Source organism: Telluria sp. ZT3P39 (genome assembly GCF_059685935.1).
Map to the genome: position 1 here is coordinate 82,570 of NZ_JCASIH010000008.1, position 18,895 is coordinate 101,464.

Consider the following 18,895-nt stretch of genomic DNA (forward strand, 5'->3'; position numbering starts at 1 on the left):
CGACGCAGCCGTGCAAACAATATTTGCACCACAAGCCCTGGGTGCAAATATTGTTTGCCGGCCTTTTATTGCGCCGAGCCCGGCGTGATCGATTTGCTGACCCTGCCCTGCTCGTCCAGCATCTGGATCTCTGTCCTGCCGTCGGCCGCGACCAGCAGCATCATGCGCGTGCGCCCCTTGGCATCCTTCAATTGCAGGGCCGAGCCCTTGTCGCGGGTATTGCCGAGCCAGATACGGTTCTCGCTCAGGCGCCCTTCGGCCGACAGTTTCTTCCAATACGCTTCCTGGTCGGCCGCCGGCAGCTTGCCGCCTTCCTCGCTGAAGCGTTTCATGTCGTCCATCGAGGTGCGCTGGAAGAGCGGCACGTCGTTGATCCGGATGCCGGTCATTTGGTGGCTGGCGCTGTCGTTGTTCATGAGCTGCATGGCCTGGTCCTGGCGGAAACGGTCGAAGGTCAGCGACAGGCCGGACGAGATCTTGCCATCCGGGCCGATACTGCCCTTCTGGATCAGGCCGCCATTCTCCGTGCCTTCTTCGTTGATGAACAGGATGCCGGCGAAGGAGCGCCGGTCCGGGCGCGCGCCTTCCTTGCCCTGCTGGAAGTCGCCGGGGAACTGAGCCTTGTTGGACAGGATGAGGCGTTTGGTGCCGTCCGGCTCGACGATGTTGATGCGCCCGACGGTGATTTCGTCGAAGCTGGCGCGGCGGCCGGGATCGGTGGCGCCGGTGAGGACCACGACGGCAGCCAGGGAGGCGGCCATCGTGGTGGCGCCGGCCAGGAAGGTGCGGAGCTGGGACATGGGTTTCCTTCAGCGTGATGAACGGAGGGTGGTTTTCAGGCGGCGCAGCCGCCACTCGATGAACAGGCCGACGAAGCCGCACAGGATCACGATCGCGCCCAGGAATTGCAGGATGCGGTTGCCGGGCGCCTGCGCATGGGTGGTATCGACCAGGTCGAAGCGGCGCCGGCCGTTTTCCACCTGTTCGGTATACACCGTGCCGCGGCTGGCTGGCCACTCCACCGTCACCGGCCGGACCCGGTTGGACTGGAACGCTTCCAGCTGCTTCGCCATGTCGGCATGCGTGATGGTCTGGGCCAGCATCCTGAGCGTCAGGATCTCCTTGTAGTTCTGGAAGATGTTTTCCGCCTCGCCGGCGCGCAGCACACCGGGAGAAGTGTATTTGTAGAGCTTGTTTGAAAAGAAGATGCCGTCATTGGCCGCCAGCATCATGGCGAATCCGAGGATCCACGCCGCCGCCGAGCCGTACAGCCACTGCTTCGTATGGTTGACCTGTACGGCCACCGTACTGGCGGTGAACTGGGTCACTGCCGGGATATGGCGCAGCGTCGTGGCCAGCACGTCCCGGTCCACTTCGCTCAGAAACGTCGCCTCGTCCACGCCAAGACCGGCCAGGATGGTGGAAAACATGTCGGCCGAGGGTACCGACTTGTCGTTTTCCAGCTTCGACAGGTAGGACTGCTCGATGCCTGCCGCCTGGGCAAACTGTGGCTGGGTCAGGCCTTTGTCGGTCCTGAGCTGCTTGAGTCTTTCTCCAAAATTCATCGCAAACCTTTCCTGAACGTCAATGGAAAAGCCGTATTCTTGGCCATTCATGCAAGACTTGGAAGATGAATATGCGCGAATAAGGATGAATCCTGCAAAAAACCCGGCCCGAAAAACAAAAAACCGCCCACCTTGCGGAGGACGGCTTTCTTGCAGCAGCGCCCGGGGGCGCTGTCGAAGTCGAAATTAACGCTTCGAGAACTGCTTTGCGCGGCGTGCTTTACGCAGGCCGACTTTCTTACGCTCGACTTCACGGGCGTCACGGGTGACGAAACCGGCACGTGCCAGGTCGCCCTTGAGACCTGCGTCGTAGTCGATCAGAGCGCGGGTGATGCCGTGACGGACGGCGCCTGCCTGGCCCGACTCGCCGCCGCCGTGCACGTTGACCTTGATGTCAAAACGCTCGACGTTGCCGGTCAGTTCCAGCGGCTGGCGGATGACCATCAGGCCGGTTTCGCGCGAGAAGTATTCGTTCGCAGGCTTGCCGTTCACGATGATCAGGCCGGTGCCCGCTTTGATGAACACGCGAGCGACTGCACTCTTGCGACGGCCGGTGCCGTAGTTGTAGTTACCGATCATGTCAGTTCCTTAGAGGGTCAGTGCTTGTGGTTGCTGTGCTGCGTGCGGGTGCGAACCTTCCGCGTACACTTTCAGCTTCTTGATCATTGCATAGCCCAGTGGGCCCTTCGGCAGCATGCCTTTGACAGCTTTTTCCAGGGCACGGCCCGGGAAGCGCTGTTGCATTTTCAGGAAGTTGGTTTCGTAGATACCGCCCGGGTAGCCCGAGTGACGGTAGTACGTCTTGTTGGTGGCCTTGGTGCCGGTCACGCGCAGCTTGCCTGCGTTGATGACGACGATAAAGTCACCGGTGTCGACGTGCGGAGTGAATTCTGGCTTGTGTTTGCCGCGCAGTCGGAGTGCCACTTCGCTGGCAACACGTCCGAGGACCAAGTCCGTCGCGTCAATCACAAACCAGTCGCGCTGGACTTCATGGCCCTTAGCGGAAAAAGTTTTCATGTTGACTTCCTAATTAAAAGTGCTCACTGTGGTGGTTCCGCCCTTGCTGCAGCGGACTCTGCCTTATTATCTTCCCCGAGCAAAGGGAAAGCCCACGATGATAGCCGATCCACGGTAGAGGCGTCAATCCGCGTGCCGCCTGCTGTGGCTTTTTCCGCTCCCCCGCCCGACTACCCTGCCTGCTTCCGCGCCAATCAAGCTCCCTCGCATAATTTCGTGTGAGTGTGCAACTAAGTTATTGACCGGCAAAACGATGACAACCTACTATGCAGGCAACCCCTGAGGAGATTGTGTGAAGACAAGATCGTTCCTGCCCGCCGCCGCCATCTGGCTGGCGGCATCCACCGCCACCGCGGCAGCGCCCGCCCCGGCAGCCAAGCCTGCCCCCGCGGCGACGCGCAGCTGCCACCTGCCCGGCGCCACCGATGCGCTGCGCTGCATCAGCCTGGACGTCCCGGTCGACCACGCCAACCCGCGCGCCGGCAGCATGAAGCTGCACGTCACCGTGGCGCCCGCCCACCGCGACGGCACCCGGGGCGACCCGCTGTTCGTGCTGGCCGGCGGCCCCGGCCAGGCCGGCAGCGACGTGGTGCAGCTGCTCACGCTGGCCTTCGGCCGCGTGCGCGCCACCCGCGACATCGTCTTCATCGACCAGCGCGGCACCGGCCTGTCGGGCAAGCTCGATTGCAAGAACAAGCCCGAGCACGAAACCATGACCGAAGAGCAGCTGGAGGTCGAGCTGCGCGCCTGCATCGCCGCCAACAAGGCGCCCTGGAGCGCCTACACCACCGATGCCGGCGCGCGCGACCTCGAACTGGTGCGCCGCGCGCTCGGCTACGGCGCCGTCAACGTCTGGGGCGCCTCCTACGGCACCCGCCTGGGCCAGGCCTATGCCCGCCTGTATCCGGGCAGCGTGCGCAGCATCGTGCTCGACGGCGTGGCCGCGCCCGACCAGGTGATCCCGGCCGGTGCGCGCGACGCCCAGGCCGCGCTCGACAAGACCTTCGCCCTGTGCGCGAAAGACGCCGCCTGCAACAAGGCCTTCCCGACCGTGCGCGCCGACTTCGACGCCCTGGCGGCGAAACTGGCTGCGGGCCCGATCCGCCTGGCGATCGCCGATCCGCGCACCGCGAAACCGCTCACGCTGTCGATGACCTCGGCGCGCTTCCTCGGCACCGTACACAACATCCTGTATTCGCCGGCCGACGCGCGCCGCCTGCCCTTCCTGATCCACAACGCCGCCCAGGGCCGCTGGCAGCCTTTCGTGGCGCGCCAGAACCTGGCCAGCGACTTCGGCGCCGAAGGCAACATGGCGATGCTGATGCACCTGGCCGTGGTCTGCGCCGAAGACATCCCGCGCTTCACGCCCGAGCTGCTCAAGTCCGACGCCGGCCAGCTGACCAAGACCCTGGCCGACAAGATGCCGGCCATGTGCAAGGCGATGAACGTGCCGCCGGTGGCCTACCGCACCCCAAGCCCGATCGCGACCCCGGCCCTGCTGCTCTCCGGCGCGCTCGATCCGGTCACGCCGCCGCACCGCGCCGCCACCGCCGCCAGGTACATGACGCATGCCCAGCAGGTGGTCGTGGCCAATGCCGGCCATGGCGTCTCGCAGCTGGGCTGCGCACCGCGCCTGCTGCGCGCATTCCTCGACAAGCCGCAAGCCACGCTCGACGCCACCTGCCTGAACGAGATCCCGGCTCCCACCTTCCAGCTCGGCAGCGCCGGCCCGCAACCTTAAGGCGACAGACATGATTGAAGTCCACGATGTACGCAAACAGTTCGGCGCCGTCAAGGCGCTGGGCGGCGTCAGCTTCACCGCGCGCGATGGCCAGATCACCGCGCTGCTCGGCCCCAACGGCGCCGGCAAGACCACCCTGCTGCGCACCCTGGTCGGGCTGCTCAAGCGCGACCACGGCAGCATCTCGATCGACGGTATCGATCCCGAAAAGGATCCGATGGCGGTACGCCGCTCGATCGGCTTCCTGACCGACCAGTTCGGGCTCTACGAGCGCCTCTCCACCCGCGAATACCTCACCTATTTCGGCGAGCTCAATGGCATGGACCGCCCCGCCATCAACAAGCGCATCGACGAGGTGTCGGCGCTGCTCGGCATGGAAGACATCCTGGCGCGCCGCAGCAAGGGCTTCTCGCAGGGCCAGCGCATCAAGGTGGCGCTGGCGCGCACCCTGCTGCACCGCCCGCGCCACCTGCTGCTCGATGAACCGAGCCGCGGCCTGGACGTCATGAGCACGCGCGCCCTGCGCACCGCCCTGGGCGCGCTGCGCGCCGACGGCTGCTGCGTGATCATGGCCACCCACGTAATGCAGGAAGTCACCGCCCTGTGCGAAGACGTGATCGTCATCGCCGGCGGCCACACCGTGGCCCAGGGCTCGCCCGAAGAACTGTGCCGGCGCACCGGCATCGCCAACCTGGAAGACGCATTCGTCAGCCTGGTCGGCACCGAAGAAGGAATCGCATGAAATCCCGGCTGCTGATCGTCTACCTGAAAGAATTGCGCGAAACCCTGCGCGACAAGCGCACGCTGGGCATGCTCGCCATGTTCACGCTGCTGTACCCGCTGATCATCGGCCTGACGATGCACCAGCTGATCGAAAAAAGCACCAAGACCGAGCGCGAAGGCGTCGACCTGGCGGTGATCGGGGCGGCCCGCGCCCCGACCCTGATGGCGCAGCTGGGCCAGAAGAACATCACGGTCAAGGACACCGCCCCGATGACCGAGGAGGCCATCGGCGAACTGCTGCGCACCAAGAAGGTGGCGGCGGTGCTGCGCCTGCCGGACGACTTCGCCGAGAACTACCATGCGATGCGCCCGGCCCGGGTCGAGGTCTGGTACGACTCGGCGGCCGAGAGCAATTCGCAGCGCCGCGAAGTGCAGGACGTGCTCGATGCCTACGGCTCGAACGTGGCCAGCGCGCGCCTGCTGGCGCATGGCGTGTCGCCGGCGGCGCTCACGCCGATCCAGGTGCAGCGCTACGACACCGGCACCAACGCCTCGCGCTCGGCCATGCTGGTCGGGAGCATCATGGGCGTGCTGTTCCTGCCGGCCTTCATGCTGACCATGTCGGCCTCGGTCGACAGCACCGCCGGCGAGCGCGAACGCCGCTCGCTCGAAGTGCTGATGGCGCAGCCCGCGCACACCTGGGAGCTCATCGGCGGCAAGTGGCTGGCGGCGAGCCTGCTGGGCGTGGTCGGCGTGACCCTGGAACTGGTGCTGGCCCACCTCATGCTTCAGTGGCTGCCGCTCGAGGAGATCGGCATGTCCTGGAGCCTGGGCTGGGGCGACCTGGCGCTGGTCTGCCTGGTGACGGCGCCGCTGTCGCTGCTGGCGGGCGCGCTGTACGTGGCGCTGGCCATGAATTCCAAGACCTTCAAGGAAGCGCAAACGATCCTGAGCTTCGTGATCATCCTGCCGATCGTCCCGGGCATCGTGGTGTCCTTCCTCGACCTGAAAACCGCGCTGTGGATGTATGCGGTGCCGATGCTGTCGAACCAGACCCTGATCAAGGAACTGTCCAAGGGCGGCGACCTCGGCACCCTGCCCTTCCTGCTGACCTTCCTGTGCTCGGCGGTGCCGGCGCTGCTGATCGTGGCCTTCGCCAGCTGGCGCATGAAGAGCGAGCGCTACGTGCTGGCGGTGTAAGCTTCGGTACTGGTTCAATAGCGGAGAAATCGAATGGAAGTGAAAGTCAGCTGGAACGGCCCGTCGGGCATGAGTTTTCGCGCCGAGACCGGCACCGGCCACATGGTGGCGATGGATGGCGCGCTTGACGCCGGCGGCCACAACCTGGCGCCGCGCCCGATGGAGATGGTATTGGTGGGCACCGGCGGCTGCACCGCCTACGACGTGGTCCTGATCCTCAAGCGCGGCCGCGAGGACGTGCGCGGCTGCGACGTCACGCTGCAGGCCGAGCGCGCGGAAACGGATCCGAAGGTGTTCACGAAGATTAACTTCCACTTCACGGTCACCGGGCGCAACCTCAAGCCGGCGGCGGTGGAGCGCGCGGTGACGCTATCGCACGACAAGTATTGCTCGGCGTCGATCATGCTGGCCAGGACGGCGGAGATCACGCATTCGATCGAGATTGTGGAGGTTTGAGCGGCTGCTCACTGGCTGGTTGAACGCGCGGGCGGGAAACCCGCCCACCCTACGAGTCAGTGGCTTTTGTAGGGTGGGCGGCTATGCCGCCCGCGCGGTGATAGTTGGCGCCTGGATGAATACGCAGGCAGATCTAGCAAATAACTAAATGTGATACGCCGTCGTCGTCATCACCTTCGACATCGCCGTCATCGCCATCCGCACCGGCGCCGGCATCTCGGAAGCGCCCAGCGCCTGCGCCGACGCGCCGTGGGCGATTTCATCGACCCGCATCTGCTCCACGATCGCGCGCGATTTCGCATCCTGCGGCGGCAGCTGCTCGAGGTGGTTGTCCAGGTGCGCCTCGACCTGGCGCTCGGTCTCGACCACGAAGCCCAGGCTGTGCGGGTCGCCCAGCTTGGCCGCGATGGAGCCCAGCACATACGAACCGGCATACCACAGCGGATTGAGGATGCTCGGCTGCGAGCCCAGTTCCCCCAGGCGTTCCGCGGTCCAGGCCAGGTGGTCTTCTTCTTCGCGCGCCGATTTCTTGAACTGGGCGCGGATCGTGTCGCTCTTGCCGAAGCGCGCCTGCGCGTCGTACAGCGCCTGGGCGCAGACTTCGCCGACGTGGTTCACGCGCATCAGGCCCGCGCTGTGGCGGCGCTCTTCGTCGCTCAGTTCGCAGTCGGTGGCATGCGCCCCCGGGTTGGGGCGCGAGGAGGCGGCCACGCCGCCCACCACGCGCAGGGCCTTGTCGAAACCGGTGATCAGATTGTCGAGGGGAGAGTTGGAACGGTAAGCGCTCATGGTGTCATCGATGCAGTATCCGAAAACATCATTATAGGCGCAGCGCCAGGGCGGGGACGCCCGGCTCGGCGTCTCAGGGGCTGCCCTGCCCTGCGGCCAGCGCCTTCTGGCGCGCCACCCAGTCGGCCAGCGGGCCGTCGGGCTCGAGTCCCGAGATATTCTTCGCCACGCCCAGGTTCAGCTCGAGCAGGAAGGGAATCGATTCGACCGGAATGTCGGGGCAGTGCGCGCTGAAGGCTTGCGTAAAACGCGCCGACTCCACGGTCGGCATCACCTTCTCGCCGCTCATGTACTGCAGCACGCTGGCGATGCTGTGGCCCTTGCCCAGCGTGTGATAGATGAAGCGGTTGAACGCGCGGTCGACCACCTTGAAATCGATCTCTTCCTGGGTCATCAGGCCGGCCAGGTAAACCAGCCCCAGCCCGACACGGAACCAGTCGGTCGCCTCGCCGCGGCCGCGGCCTTCGCGCATCAATGCCAGCAGCTTGTCCTGGATGACCTTGTTCATACGTCCATTATCCACGTTTCCACGAGTAAGGCGAGCAATGTTTTCACAGGGAAACTAACCGTGCGCCCTATCACCGGATTATGCAGTCTGGTCCACCGAATTGTCCGTGCGTCGCAGAGAGTCCACATCTGGCTGAACAATTTAATACAATGCAGGCGTTAAAGAAGGTTTCCACGCGCATCTTTGTCGCGTTGTCATGGAGCAAGTATGGAATTACGCATCCGCAATCTGTCGAAGACTTACGCCAATGGCGTGGTGGCGCTCGACCGTGTCACGCTGACCATCCCCGCCGGGATGTTCGGCCTGCTCGGCCCGAACGGCGCCGGCAAGTCGACGCTGATGCGGATCCTGGCCACGCTGCAGGAATGCGATTCCGGTTCGGTCTTCCTGGACGATATCGATGTGCTGGACGAGAAGGACGAGGTGCGCCGCATGCTCGGCTACCTGCCGCAGGATTTCGGCGTCTACCCGAAAGTGACCGCTTACGAACTGCTCGACCATTTCGCCCAGCTCAAGGGCCTGTCGCACAAGGGCCGCCGGCGCGAGGTGGTCGATGGACTGCTGCAGCAGACCAATCTCTGGGAAGTGCGCAACCAGCGCCTCGGCACCTATTCGGGCGGCATGCGCCAGCGCTTCGGCATCGCCCAAGCGCTGCTGGGCGACCCGCGCCTGATCATCGTCGACGAGCCCACCGCGGGCCTGGACCCGCAGGAGCGGGTGCGCTTCCACAACCTGCTGTCCGAGATCGGCGAAGATAAAACCGTCATCCTGTCGACCCACATCGTGTCCGACGTGGCCGATTTGTGCGCCAACATGGCCATCATCAACAAGGGCCACGTGCTGCTGTGCGGCGACCCGCAAGACCTGACCTACGAGATCGAAGACTTTATCTGGGCGCGCTTCGTGACCCGCCAGGAGCTGCCGCTGTTCCAGAAGCGCCACCAGGTGATTTCCACCCGCCTGCTCACCGGCCGCACCCTGATCCACGTGTACTCGGAGAGCGATCCGGGCGACGGCTTCGAGCCGGCCCGCGCCAGCCTGGACGACGTGTATTTCGCCACCATCGCCGGCCGCCACAACGCAGCCGCAGGGACTTGCTGAGGCAATGAGCCCGCTCTTCGCCATCGCCCGCTTCGAGGCGACCCAGCGCCTGCGCCTGCTCTCGACCTGGATCTATTTCGGCATGTTCCTGGCGCTCGCGCTGCTGTGGATGGCCGCGGCCGGCGGCGTGTTCCGCGACGCCATGGTCACCTTCGGCGGCCGGCTCCTGATCAACGGGCCGCGCCAGGTCGCGCTGACCGCCTCCTTCCTGGGCTGCTTCGGGGTGGTCGTGGTGGCGGCCGTGATGGGCCGCTCGGTGCAGCAGGACTTCGAATACGACATGCACCACTTCTTCTTCAGCGCGCCGATCCGCAAGCACCACTACGTGCTGGGACGCTTCCTGGGGGCCTATGCCACGCTGGCGTTGATCCTGTCGAGCATCGTGCTGGGCGCCTGGCTGGGCAGCTTCATCCCGGGCGTGGAAGCCGACCGCCTGGGCCCGGCCCCGCTGTCGACCTACCTGCTGCCCTATTTGTTCACGCTGCTGCCCAACACCTTCATCTTCGGCGCGCTGTTCTGGGTGCTGGCCGCGCTGTCGCGCCGCATGCTGCCGGTCTACGTGGCCAGCATAGTCATGATGATCGGCTACATCATCGCGCCCTCGCTGGCGCGCGACCTCGATTACAAGACCCTGGCGGCCCTGATCGACCCTTTCGGCACCACGGCGCTGATCCGCCTCACCGAATACTGGCCGATCGCCGAGCGCAATACCCGGCCCGTGCTGCTGGAGGGGGTATTCCTGGTCAACCGGCTGGGCTGGGTGGCGTTCGGCCTGACCGTCCTGTTGCTGGGCTACTGGCGCTTCCATACCACCGGCAGCATCGACCCGCGCCACAAGAAGGGCCAGGTGCTGCCGCCTGAAGAAACGCCGGTGCAGTTGTCGCACGCCGCGGTGAACACGCGCGAAGCGCCGGACTTCGCGCACCGCAGCCTGGCCTTCCTGCTCGCCAAGTCGGTCTGGTACAACCTGCGCGAAGCCACCAAGAACATCTACTTCCTGGCGCTGACCCTCGCCGGCGCGCTGATCCTGGCCGCCAGTGCGATCGACCTCGGTTCCATCTACGGCACGTCCACCTTGCCGGTCACCTACATGGTGCTGGAGCTGATCCGCGACGTGTTCGAGCTGTACATGCTGGTGGTGACCACGCTGTTCGCGGGCGAACTCGTATGGCGCGAGCGCGAGGCGCGCATGTCGCAGATGCTCGACGCCCTGCCCGCGCCGACCTGGCTGCCCCTGGCGGGAAAGACGCTGGCGCTCATCGGCCTGCAGGCGCTGCTCCTGGCAATGGCGATGGTGGTGGGCATGCTGATCCAGCTGTTCAAGGGCTATTTCGGGCTCGAACCCGGCCTCTACCTGCGCTTCCTGTTCACCGTGCTGCTGCCGCAGTACGCGCTGCTGGCGGTGGTGGCGATCGCCATGCAGGTCATCGTCAACAACAAATACCTGGCCTATTTCATCCTGATCGCCCTGTACCTGATCGCGGGCACGGCCCAGGGCTATGGGATCGACCACCCGATGCTGGTGTATGGCTACACCCCGCGGTTCACCTATTCGGCGATGAACGGCTTCGGCCACTATCTCCTGCGCGAATACCTGTTCCAGCTGTACTGGGCCGGCTTCGCGCTGATGCTGATGGTGGCGGCGCGCGTGCTGTGGGCGCGCGGCGTGGACAGCGGCTGGCGCGAGTGCCTGCGCCTGGCTCGCCGCAACCTCTCAAGGCCGGTGCTGGCCGGCTTCGGCCTGGGGCTGGTGGTGTTCGCCGGCACCGGGGTCCTGCTGGCGTATGAACTGTCCGCCGGCGGCTACCAGACCACCGTGCAGATGGAAAAAACGCGCGCCGAATACGAGCAGCGCTACCGCCGCTTTGCACGCCTGCCGCAGCCGCGCATCACCGGCGTCACACTCGACGTCGATATTCGCCCGGAACAGCGCAGGCTGGCCGTCAAGGGCGTCTACCAGCTCGAGAACCGCAGTGGCAAGCCGGTCTCGGACATCGTCCTCTACCAGCAGCGCGGCGCGGCCCTTGCGCTGCGCTTCTCGCGGCCGGCCCAACAGGTCGCCGCCGACCCCGAACGCGGCTTCTACCACTACCGCCTGGCTGCGCCTTTGCAGCCGGGTGGGCGCATGGCGCTGGCCTTCGGCCTGGGCTACGCCCCGGGCGGCCTGCTGGGACTGGGCAGCGAGACGCCGGTGGTGGGCAACGGCAGCTTCTTCACCAACGACGTGATGCCGCGCATCGGCTACCAGCCGGCGGTCGAGCTGCTGGACGACCGCGACCGCAAGCGCCATGGCTTGCCGCCGAAAGCCCCGATGGCCGCGCACGGCGACGCGGCCGGGCGCGCCAACAACGGCCTGGGCGTGGACGCCGACTGGATCGGCTTCGAGGCCACCGTCAGCACCACCCCGGACCAGGTCGCGATCGCACCGGGCACGCTGGAACGGGAATGGATGGACAAGGGCCGCCGCCGTTTCCACTACCGGATGGACCGGCCGATCCTGAACTTCTACGCCTTCCAGTCGGCCAGGTATGAAGTGCGCCACGACCGCTGGCAGGACGTGACCATCGATGTGTATTACCACCCGGGCCACGACTACAATGTCGAGCGCATGATCCGCGGCGCCCAGGCCGGCCTGGACTACGCTTCGCGCTGCTACGGCCCCTACCCCTTCCGCGAGCTGCGCATCGTCGAGTTCCCGCGCTACGCGTCCTATGCGCAGGCCTTCCCGGGCACCATCCCGTTCTCGGAAAGCATGGGCTTCATCGCGCGCATCGACAGCGACTCGCCCAAGGACATCGACTACCCTTTCTACGTCAGCGCGCACGAAACGGCGCACCAGTGGTGGGGCCACCAGCTGGTGGGCGCCGACACCCGCGGCGCGACCGCGCTGTCGGAGAGCCTGTCGGAATACACGGCGCTGATGGTCATGAAGCGTGCCAATGGCGCGCAGAAGATGCGCCGCTTCCTGCGCTACAACCTCGACGCCTACCTGCGGGGCCGCGCGATGGAGCGCCGCAAGGAACTGCCGCTGGCGCAGAACGAGAACCAGGATTACATTCACTACCGCAAGGGCGGTCTGGCGCTGTACCTGCTGCAGGACTTGCTGGGCGAAGACACCGTCAACGGCGTGCTGCGCGGCCTGCTGGCGCAGCACGCGTTCAAGGGCGCACCCTACCCCAGCGTCGCGGTGCTGGTGGACGCCCTGCGCGCCGTGACGCCCCCGGATAAGGCCTATCTGGTGGGCGACCTGTTCGAATCGATCGTCCTGTACGAGAACCGTGCCGACAGCGCGGTCGCGCGCCAGCGCAAGGACGGCAAGTTCGAGGTGACGATCAAGGCCCGCGCCGGCAAGGTGCGCGCGGGCGAACTGGGCGACGAGAAGCCGGCGCCGCTGAAGGATTACATCGAATTCGGCGTCGACGACCGCAACGGCAACCCCTTGGTGCGCGAACGGCGCCTGGTCGATCAGGCGGCGCAGACCGTGACGCTGGTCGTCAACACGCGTCCGGTGCGGGCGGGAATCGATCCCGACAACAAGCTTATTGACAGAAAACCAACAGATAACATGGTTCCAGTCGACAACCTTTGAATCTCAAGTTATTATCGAACCACTGTTTATACGAAGGATCATCATGTCAAACGTGGTTGCCGAGATCGCTGAAAAGATCAAGCTGCTGAGCGAAGAGGAAAAACATACGCTGGTACGCATGCTGCTTCAGGATATCGATGGTCCCGACGAGGACGCAGACGAGGCCTGGCGCAACGAAGTGGTGCGCCGCGTGAAGGCGATCCGCAACGGCGAAGCGGCCATCCGCGCGCTGCAGGAGTGGCAGGAGTAAGATTCGACACGCGCCCCCTGTGCGCGTCATGAAAAAACCGCGGCCCGACCGCGGTTTTTGCTTTTCAGGCGGTACAGGCTAGCGCGCCCACTGCAGCGCGCGCAGGTATTCCGGGCTGTCCGAGATCGCGTTATGCCCGGTTTCCGGGATCACCCGCATGGAGGCCACGCCCGCGTTGAAATGCGCCAGCAGCCGCTGCGTGCTGTGGGCCGGGACGATCTCGTCGCTTGAAGCGGCGACGATCAGGGTCGGCGCCTTCACCTGCGGCGCATGGCGCCAGGTGTCGTAGCCATCCCGTAGCAGCCAGCGCACCGGGAAATACGGGAACTGCCGGGCGGCGAGCCCGCGCAGGCTGTCGAAGGGCGTCACCAGCACCAGCTTCTTCACGGGCCGCCGGCCGGCCACCTGCACCGCCACGGCGGCGCCCAGGCTGCGCCCGACCACCACGATGTCGTCATGCTTGCCCGCCACCTGGTCGAACAGCGCCAGCGCATCGGCCACCAGCGCGTCTTCGGTTGGCAGGCCGGTACTGCCGGCATAGCCCCGGTAGTGCAGCAGGTAGAGCGAGCGCTCCGGGAAGGCCCGGTCCAGCAGCGGCAGGCTGGCGCTGACGTCTTCGGCGTTCCCGCCCAAATAGATCAGCGCCCTGGGGCCCTCGGCGGGCCGCTCGGACACGACCAGGCTGGCGCCGGGTACGGCCAGCCTGGATGTGTGGGGCGCAGGAAAAGCGGCGGCCGGAGGCGGAAAATAGATGAACACGCGCTGGGACACGAACAGTACCAGGCAGGCGCCGGCATACGCGCACAAAGCCAGCAACAGGATGAGGCCCAGGGTCTTCGGCATGGTGTGGTCCTTGGCCTGCGTTTACTGCGGCGTCTCCTGCCTGGCGACGCGGGCAAGTTGGCGTGATGCTTGCTGCGAATGGCGCTTCACCATCTCGCTGGTGACCTCGTCTTCGTAGCAAATGGGAGCATAGCCCCCTTTTCGGCTCCAGGCGCTGCGTGCACCGCAGGAACTGCCGTTACGCGTGACGTTGTAGGGGCAGGGGCAGCGGCCGGGATAGGCGGCGATCGATTGCGCGACGATCTCCTGCTTGACGCGCTGCGCGGGGGGCGGGCTGCGGCCTTCGCCCAGAACGGCCGAGGCCATCAGCGTACAGCACAGCAGCGCCGCCGCCTGGGTCAGGCGCGGCTCCGCCATCAGGCCGCTTCCGCTGCCGGTTCCACGCCGTCTTCGGCCGGCGCCGGCGCGGCCGCCTTGCGCGCGCCCTTGTGTGCGGCCTTGCGCGCCGCACCGCGCCCATGCGCCAGCGCCGGACGCGCCGGCGGCCGCTGCACTGCCTGCATCGGCGCTGCCTGTGCTGCCTGCGCCAGCTGGAAGGTGCCCACCAGCTGGGCCAGCCCGCCGGCCTGCTCGCGCATCGCGGCGGCGGCGGCGGCGGCCTGTTCCACCAGCGCCGCGTTTTGCTGCGTCACGTGGTCCATCTGCACGATCGACTGGTTGACCTGCTCGATGCCTTCGCGCTGCTCCTGGCTGGCCGCCGCGATTTCGCCGATGATGTCCGACACGCGCTTGACGCTGGCCACCACGTCGTCCATCGTGCGCCCGGCCTGGTCCACCAGGCGCGAGCCGGCTTCCACGCGCGCGACCGAGTCGCCGATCAGGCCCTTGATTTCTTTTGCGGCCGCCGCCGACCGCTGGGCCAGGTTGCGCACTTCGCCGGCCACGACGGCAAAGCCGCGTCCCTGCTCGCCTGCGCGCGCCGCCTCGACCGCCGCGTTCAGTGCCAGGATATTGGTCTGGAAGGCGATGGCGTCGATGACGGTGATGATGTCGGCTATCTTGCGCGAGGCCTGGTTGATCGAGTCCATGGTCACCACCACTTCGGCCACCACTTCGCCGCCGCGCAGGGCGGTGTCGGCGGCGCTCGCGGCCAGCTGGTTGGCCTGGCGCGCATTGTCGGCATTCTGCCTGACGGTCGAGGTCAGCTCTTCCATCGACGACGCCGTCTCTTCCAGCGAACCGGCCTGCTGCTCGGTGCGTGCCGACAGGTCCTGGTTGCCGGCCGAGATTTCCTGGGCGGCGATTTCGATCGCCCCGGTGCCGGCCCGCACCTTCGAGACGATCGCCACCAGCGAGGCGTTCATGGCCTTGAGTGCGGCCATCAGCTCGCCCGCCTCGTCATTGGTGCGCACCTTGACCTCGGCGGTCAGGTCACCGCGCGCCACGCGCTCGGCCAGCGTGACGGCGCGGCGCAGCGGGATGCTGATGTTGCGGCCCAGTTGGTAGGCCATGAAGACCGCCAGCACGGCCGCAATCATGCCGCCGCCGACCAGGGTGCGGCGCATGGCCGAACGGGCCACGGCGATCGCCTCTTCGCGCTGCGCCAGCAGGCCCAACTCGGTCTCGCGGATCTGCTCGACCAGGCCGCGCATGGCGTCCATGCCGGCCTTGCCCTTGCCTGCCTGGACCATGGCGACCACCGCCGCCAGGTCGTCGCCCACCGCCGCGCGGCGCAGGGCGATTACCGGATCGATGGCCTGGACCAGCCACGCGCCCTGGTGCGCCGCCAGCTGCTTCAGGCGCTCCTGCTGTGCTTCGCTGTCGCTCATGAGCGCCAGCGCCTTGTCGACGTGCTGGCCGAAGGCCTGCTTGCCTGCAAGGTAGGGTTGGAGCGATCCTTCCTGGCCGGTCAGGGCGTAGCCGCGCTCACCGGTTTCGATATTCACCAGCGCCTGCATCGCACCCTCGACCTCGACCAGCGCCTGGTAGGTCCGCACGTTCGCATCGGTGGCGGAGTCGAGCGCGGAGACGTTCGCATAGGCGATGGCGACGACGATGCCGGTGATGCCGATCAGGACACCGTAGCCGAGATACAGGCGGGTCGCGATTTTCAGGTCGGAGAGCTTCATGGGTTCAGACAGGTAAATAGTTAGAAAAGTGGCATCCAGGATGCGGGACAAGCCACATGATGAAACTTCAAGCTTTAAGGGCTTGCCTGATTATTACTTGAAGAAGTAATACTGGAAAGAAAAATATTGCTTAACGGTAGTACAAGCTGTTGTAGGGAATGCACGGTTTGCGTGGTGCATAAAAATGGTGGCGTCGGCGTCGGCGCAAAAAAAACGCGAACCCTCGGGTTCGCGTTTTTCGATGGAGCAGCGCTGCTTATTTCTTCACCGCCGTCGCAATTTTCTTCGCCGCCGGCTTGCGCGCCGCCGCCTTCCTGGCTGCCGGCTTGGCCGCCGCTTTCTTGGCCGGCGCCTTGCGCGCCGCCTTCACCGGCGCCGCGCCCTCGCCTTCGGCACCCTCGGCGCCGTCGGCAGCACCCGCCTTGGGCTTGGCGCCCGGCTTGGCCTTGCGCTCCTCGAACTCGAAGCTGACCTTGCCATCCTTGCCGCGCACCAGGAAGGCCTTGAACGCGCGACGGGTGCGCTGCGACACGAAGCCCGGCAGCAGGTCGGTCTTGCCGTCGACCAGCAGCTTGGTCATCTGCTCCGGCAGGATTTCCTGCTGCAGGATGATGCGGCCGCTACGGAAGTCGCATTCCTTGGGCTTGGCAACCGTCTTCTCGCACACATAGGCCAGGCCCATCTCGAACACGCCGGCAGCGCACTTCGGGCACGGGCCCAGCGCGGTCTGGCCGGTGAAGTCGACGCCCTCGCCTTCTTCGCCTTCCTGGTCCTGGCCGAAGTCGAATTCGAGCTTGAAGTTCTTGATCTCTTCGTCGCGCACGATGCGCAGGATGGCCGCGAACGGACGGCCCATCTTGGAGCGGAAGCCCTGCAGCGGACCGATGGTGCGGTTCTTCAGCAGCTCTTCGACTTCAGCGATCTCGAACTGGCGGCTGCCCGGCGTCTTCGACATCGAGAATTCGCATTTGGTGCAGGCGAAGCGGCGATAGTTTTCCTTGACCACGCCGCTGCAGTTCGGGCACGGGGTCGAGAGGGTCGCGTAGTCGCCGGGAATGGTGTCGTTGCTGTATTCCTTGGCGCGCTTGACGATAATCTGGGTCATCTGCGCGATCTCGCGCATGAATTCCTCGCGCGAGATCTTGCCCTTCTCCATCTGCGAGAGCTTGAACTCCCATTCGCCGGTGAGCTCGGGCGCGGTCAGCTCGTTCACGCCCAGGCCGCGCAGCAGCGTCATGAGCTGCGAGGCTTTCGCCGTCGGGATCAGCTCGCGGCCTTCGCGGATCAGGTATTTCTCGGTCAGCAGGCCTTCGATGATGGCCGCGCGCGTGGCCGGCGTGCCCAGGCCCTTGCCGGCCATGGCGTCGCGCAGCTCGTCGGAGTCGACCAGCTTGCCCGCGCCCTCCATCGCCGACAGCAGCGTCGCTTCGGAGTAGCGCGCAGGCGGCTTGGTGACCAGGCCATTGGCGGTGATCTTGTCGGTCAGGACCTTCTCGCCCTTCTGCACCGGCACCAGGTTGGCGCCGTCCTTGTCGTCGGTTTGCGATTCCTTGCCGTACACCGCCAGCCAGCCCGGGTTGGTCATGACCTTGCCTTCGGTCTTGAACTGGTGGCCCGACACTTCGGTGTAGCGGGTGGTCACCAGGAACTCGGCCGGCGGGAAGAACACGGCCAGGAAGCGGCGCGTGACCAGGTCGTACAGCTTCTGTTCCGGCTCGGTCAGGTTCTTCGGCGCCACGCCGGTCGGGATGATCGCGAAGTGATCCGAGATCTTGGTGTTGTCGAAGATGCGCTTGTTCGGCTTGACCCAGCCGTTCTTGGTGACCTGCTTGGCGAACTGGTTGTAGTTGTTGGTGTCGGCCAGCGCGCCCATCGTGTCCTTGACGGTCTGGACGTAGTCTTCCGGCAGGTGGCGCGAATCGGTACGCGGATAGGTCAGCACCTTGTGCTTCTCGTACAGCGCCTGGGCCAGGCCCAGCGTGTTCTTGGCCGAGAAGCCGAAGCGGCCGTTGGCCTCGCGCTGCAAACTGGTCAGGTCGAACAGTGCCGGCGCCATCGAGGTGGTTGGCTTCGATTCCTCGGTGACCACACCCTGCTTGCCGCGGCAGGCAGCCGCGATCGAATCGGCGGCCGCCTTGCTCCACAGGCGCTCGGCGCGCTTTTCCGGATCGTTCTCGTCCTTCTTGAAGGCCTGGTCGAGCCAGCGGCCTTCGTAGACGCCGGCCGCGCACACGAATTCGGCGCGCACTTCCCAGTAGTCGCGCGGGACGAATTTCTTGATCTTCTCTTCGCGCTCGACCACGATCGACAGGGTCGGCGTCTGCACGCGGCCCACGGTGGTCAGGTAGAAGCCGCCCTCTTTCGAGTTGAACGCGGTCATGGCGCGGGTGCCGTTGATGCCGATCAGCCAGTCCGCTTCCGAGCGGCAGCGCGCGGCATCGGCCAGCGGCAGCATTTCGTCGTCGGTGCGCAGCTGCTTGAAGCCTTCGCGGATCGCATTGGCCGTCATCGACTGCAGCCACAGGCGCTTGACCGGCTGCTTGGCCTTGGCGTTCTGCGCGATCAGGCGGAAGATCAGTTCTCCTTCGCGGCCCGCGTCACATGCGTTGATCAGGGTGGTGACGTCCTTGCGCTTGATCAGCTTGTTCAGCACCTTGAGGCGCGACTCGGTCTTGGCGATCGGGTTCAGCGCGAAGTACGGCGGGATCATCGGCAGGTGGGTGAAGCTCCACTTGCCGCGCTTGACGTCGTATTCTTCCGGCACCGCGATCTCGAGCAGGTGGCCGACGGCCGACGACAGCACATACTCGTCGGATTCGAAATACTCATCGTGCTTGGTGAAGCCGCCCAGCGTCTTCGCGATGTCGTTCGCGACCGACGGCTTCTCGGCGATGATGAGGGATTTGGTCATAGTTTTTCGTACTTGCTTATATATAGTGTGGGGCCCGGCCTGGCTGTCGGCCACGCGCATCATACATGCTTGCGAGCCTGTGGGCGGTTCAACGCCGTAGTGTCTGTACGGTAACTGTCTGGATTGAGCGGCC

At 65.5% G+C, this 18,895-nt stretch carries 17 protein-coding genes; 7 read left to right on the plus strand and 10 right to left on the minus strand.

The features are described from left to right. Positions 1-65: 65 nt before the first annotated feature. The 4 genes from AC56LR_RS10535 to rplM all read right to left on the minus strand — a co-directional run bounded on the left by AC56LR_RS10535 (position 66) and on the right by rplM (position 2,582). Positions 66-800 carry a hypothetical protein gene (locus tag AC56LR_RS10535; protein WP_497130119.1) on the minus strand — a complete coding sequence of 245 codons (735 nt, stop codon included), beginning with the start codon at positions 798-800 and terminating at the stop codon, positions 66-68. Positions 801-809: 9 nt separating this feature from the next. Continuing rightward, a complete protein-coding gene (locus tag AC56LR_RS10540; RefSeq protein WP_497130121.1) occupies positions 810-1,565 on the minus strand; it encodes a helix-turn-helix domain-containing protein in 756 nt (251 codons plus the stop codon). Between the two features lie 186 nt (positions 1,566-1,751). Beyond that, complete coding sequence (gene rpsI / locus AC56LR_RS10545; RefSeq protein WP_259211456.1) at positions 1,752-2,144, minus strand: 30S ribosomal protein S9; 393 nt, start codon at positions 2,142-2,144, stop codon at positions 1,752-1,754. Positions 2,145-2,153: 9 nt separating this feature from the next. Next, entirely contained in the window at positions 2,154-2,582 is a 429-nt protein-coding gene (gene rplM, locus AC56LR_RS10550; RefSeq protein WP_091874105.1) for a 50S ribosomal protein L13, read from the minus strand. A 292-nt stretch (positions 2,583-2,874) separates the two neighbouring features. Here rplM and AC56LR_RS10555 point away from each other — a divergent pair, with 292 nt between their 5' ends. Genes AC56LR_RS10555 through AC56LR_RS10570 form a run of 4 tightly spaced genes read left to right on the plus strand, consistent with a single transcriptional unit; the run spans position 2,875 to position 6,702 of the window. Next, positions 2,875-4,323 (plus strand): alpha/beta hydrolase, encoded by a 1,449-nt coding sequence (locus AC56LR_RS10555; protein ID WP_497130123.1) that lies wholly within the window; start codon positions 2,875-2,877, stop codon positions 4,321-4,323. Between the two features lie 10 nt (positions 4,324-4,333). After that, a complete protein-coding gene (locus AC56LR_RS10560) occupies positions 4,334-5,065 on the plus strand; it encodes an ABC transporter ATP-binding protein (RefSeq protein WP_497130125.1) in 732 nt (243 codons plus the stop codon). Next, complete coding sequence (locus tag AC56LR_RS10565; RefSeq protein WP_497130126.1) at positions 5,062-6,246, plus strand: ABC transporter permease; 1,185 nt, start codon at positions 5,062-5,064, stop codon at positions 6,244-6,246. Before AC56LR_RS10560 ends, AC56LR_RS10565 begins: the two co-directional genes overlap by 4 nt. 33 nt (positions 6,247-6,279) lie before the next feature. Beyond that, positions 6,280-6,702: an OsmC family protein gene (locus AC56LR_RS10570; RefSeq protein WP_497130128.1), complete on the plus strand. Its 423-nt coding sequence runs from the start codon at positions 6,280-6,282 to the stop codon at positions 6,700-6,702. A 144-nt stretch (positions 6,703-6,846) separates the two neighbouring features. On the opposite strand, the gene coq7 is transcribed toward AC56LR_RS10570, so the two are convergent. Both coq7 and AC56LR_RS10580 read right to left on the minus strand, forming a co-directional pair. Next, positions 6,847-7,491 carry a 2-polyprenyl-3-methyl-6-methoxy-1,4-benzoquinone monooxygenase gene (gene coq7 / locus AC56LR_RS10575; protein WP_497130129.1) on the minus strand — a complete coding sequence of 215 codons (645 nt, stop codon included), beginning with the start codon at positions 7,489-7,491 and terminating at the stop codon, positions 6,847-6,849. Between the two features lie 73 nt (positions 7,492-7,564). After that, on the minus strand, positions 7,565-7,999 hold the full coding sequence (locus tag AC56LR_RS10580; protein ID WP_497130131.1) for a hypothetical protein: 435 nt from the start codon (positions 7,997-7,999) through the stop codon (positions 7,565-7,567). Positions 8,000-8,206: 207 nt separating this feature from the next. On the opposite strand from AC56LR_RS10580, the gene AC56LR_RS10585 reads away from it, so the two are divergent. Genes AC56LR_RS10585 through AC56LR_RS10595 form a run of 3 tightly spaced genes read left to right on the plus strand, consistent with a single transcriptional unit; the run spans position 8,207 to position 12,939 of the window. Next, positions 8,207-9,100 (plus strand): ABC transporter ATP-binding protein, encoded by an 894-nt coding sequence (locus tag AC56LR_RS10585; RefSeq protein WP_497130133.1) that lies wholly within the window; start codon positions 8,207-8,209, stop codon positions 9,098-9,100. Positions 9,101-9,104: 4 nt separating this feature from the next. After that, positions 9,105-12,689, plus strand: coding sequence for a M1 family aminopeptidase (locus AC56LR_RS10590; protein ID WP_497130135.1), 3,585 nt, complete (start codon positions 9,105-9,107; stop codon positions 12,687-12,689). A gap of 43 nt (positions 12,690-12,732) precedes the next feature. Further along, the gene (locus AC56LR_RS10595; RefSeq protein ID WP_489875573.1) at positions 12,733-12,939 is read left to right on the plus strand and encodes an addiction module protein; all 207 of its coding nucleotides are present in this window, start codon (positions 12,733-12,735) and stop codon (positions 12,937-12,939) included. Positions 12,940-13,017: 78 nt separating this feature from the next. On the opposite strand, the gene AC56LR_RS10600 is transcribed toward AC56LR_RS10595, so the two are convergent. From AC56LR_RS10600 to AC56LR_RS10615, 4 genes are all read right to left on the minus strand, one after another. Then, complete coding sequence (locus AC56LR_RS10600; RefSeq protein ID WP_497130136.1) at positions 13,018-13,782, minus strand: alpha/beta hydrolase; 765 nt, start codon at positions 13,780-13,782, stop codon at positions 13,018-13,020. Positions 13,783-13,803: 21 nt separating this feature from the next. Beyond that, entirely contained in the window at positions 13,804-14,139 is a 336-nt protein-coding gene (locus AC56LR_RS10605; protein ID WP_497130137.1) for a hypothetical protein, read from the minus strand. Further along, positions 14,139-15,851, minus strand: a complete 1,713-nt coding sequence (locus tag AC56LR_RS10610; RefSeq protein ID WP_497130139.1) for a methyl-accepting chemotaxis protein — start codon at positions 15,849-15,851, stop codon at positions 14,139-14,141. Before AC56LR_RS10610 ends, AC56LR_RS10605 begins: the two co-directional genes overlap by 1 nt. 256 nt (positions 15,852-16,107) lie before the next feature. Next, positions 16,108-18,762 (minus strand): DNA topoisomerase III, encoded by a 2,655-nt coding sequence (locus tag AC56LR_RS10615; protein WP_497130141.1) that lies wholly within the window; start codon positions 18,760-18,762, stop codon positions 16,108-16,110. Positions 18,763-18,895: the final 133 nt, after the last annotated feature.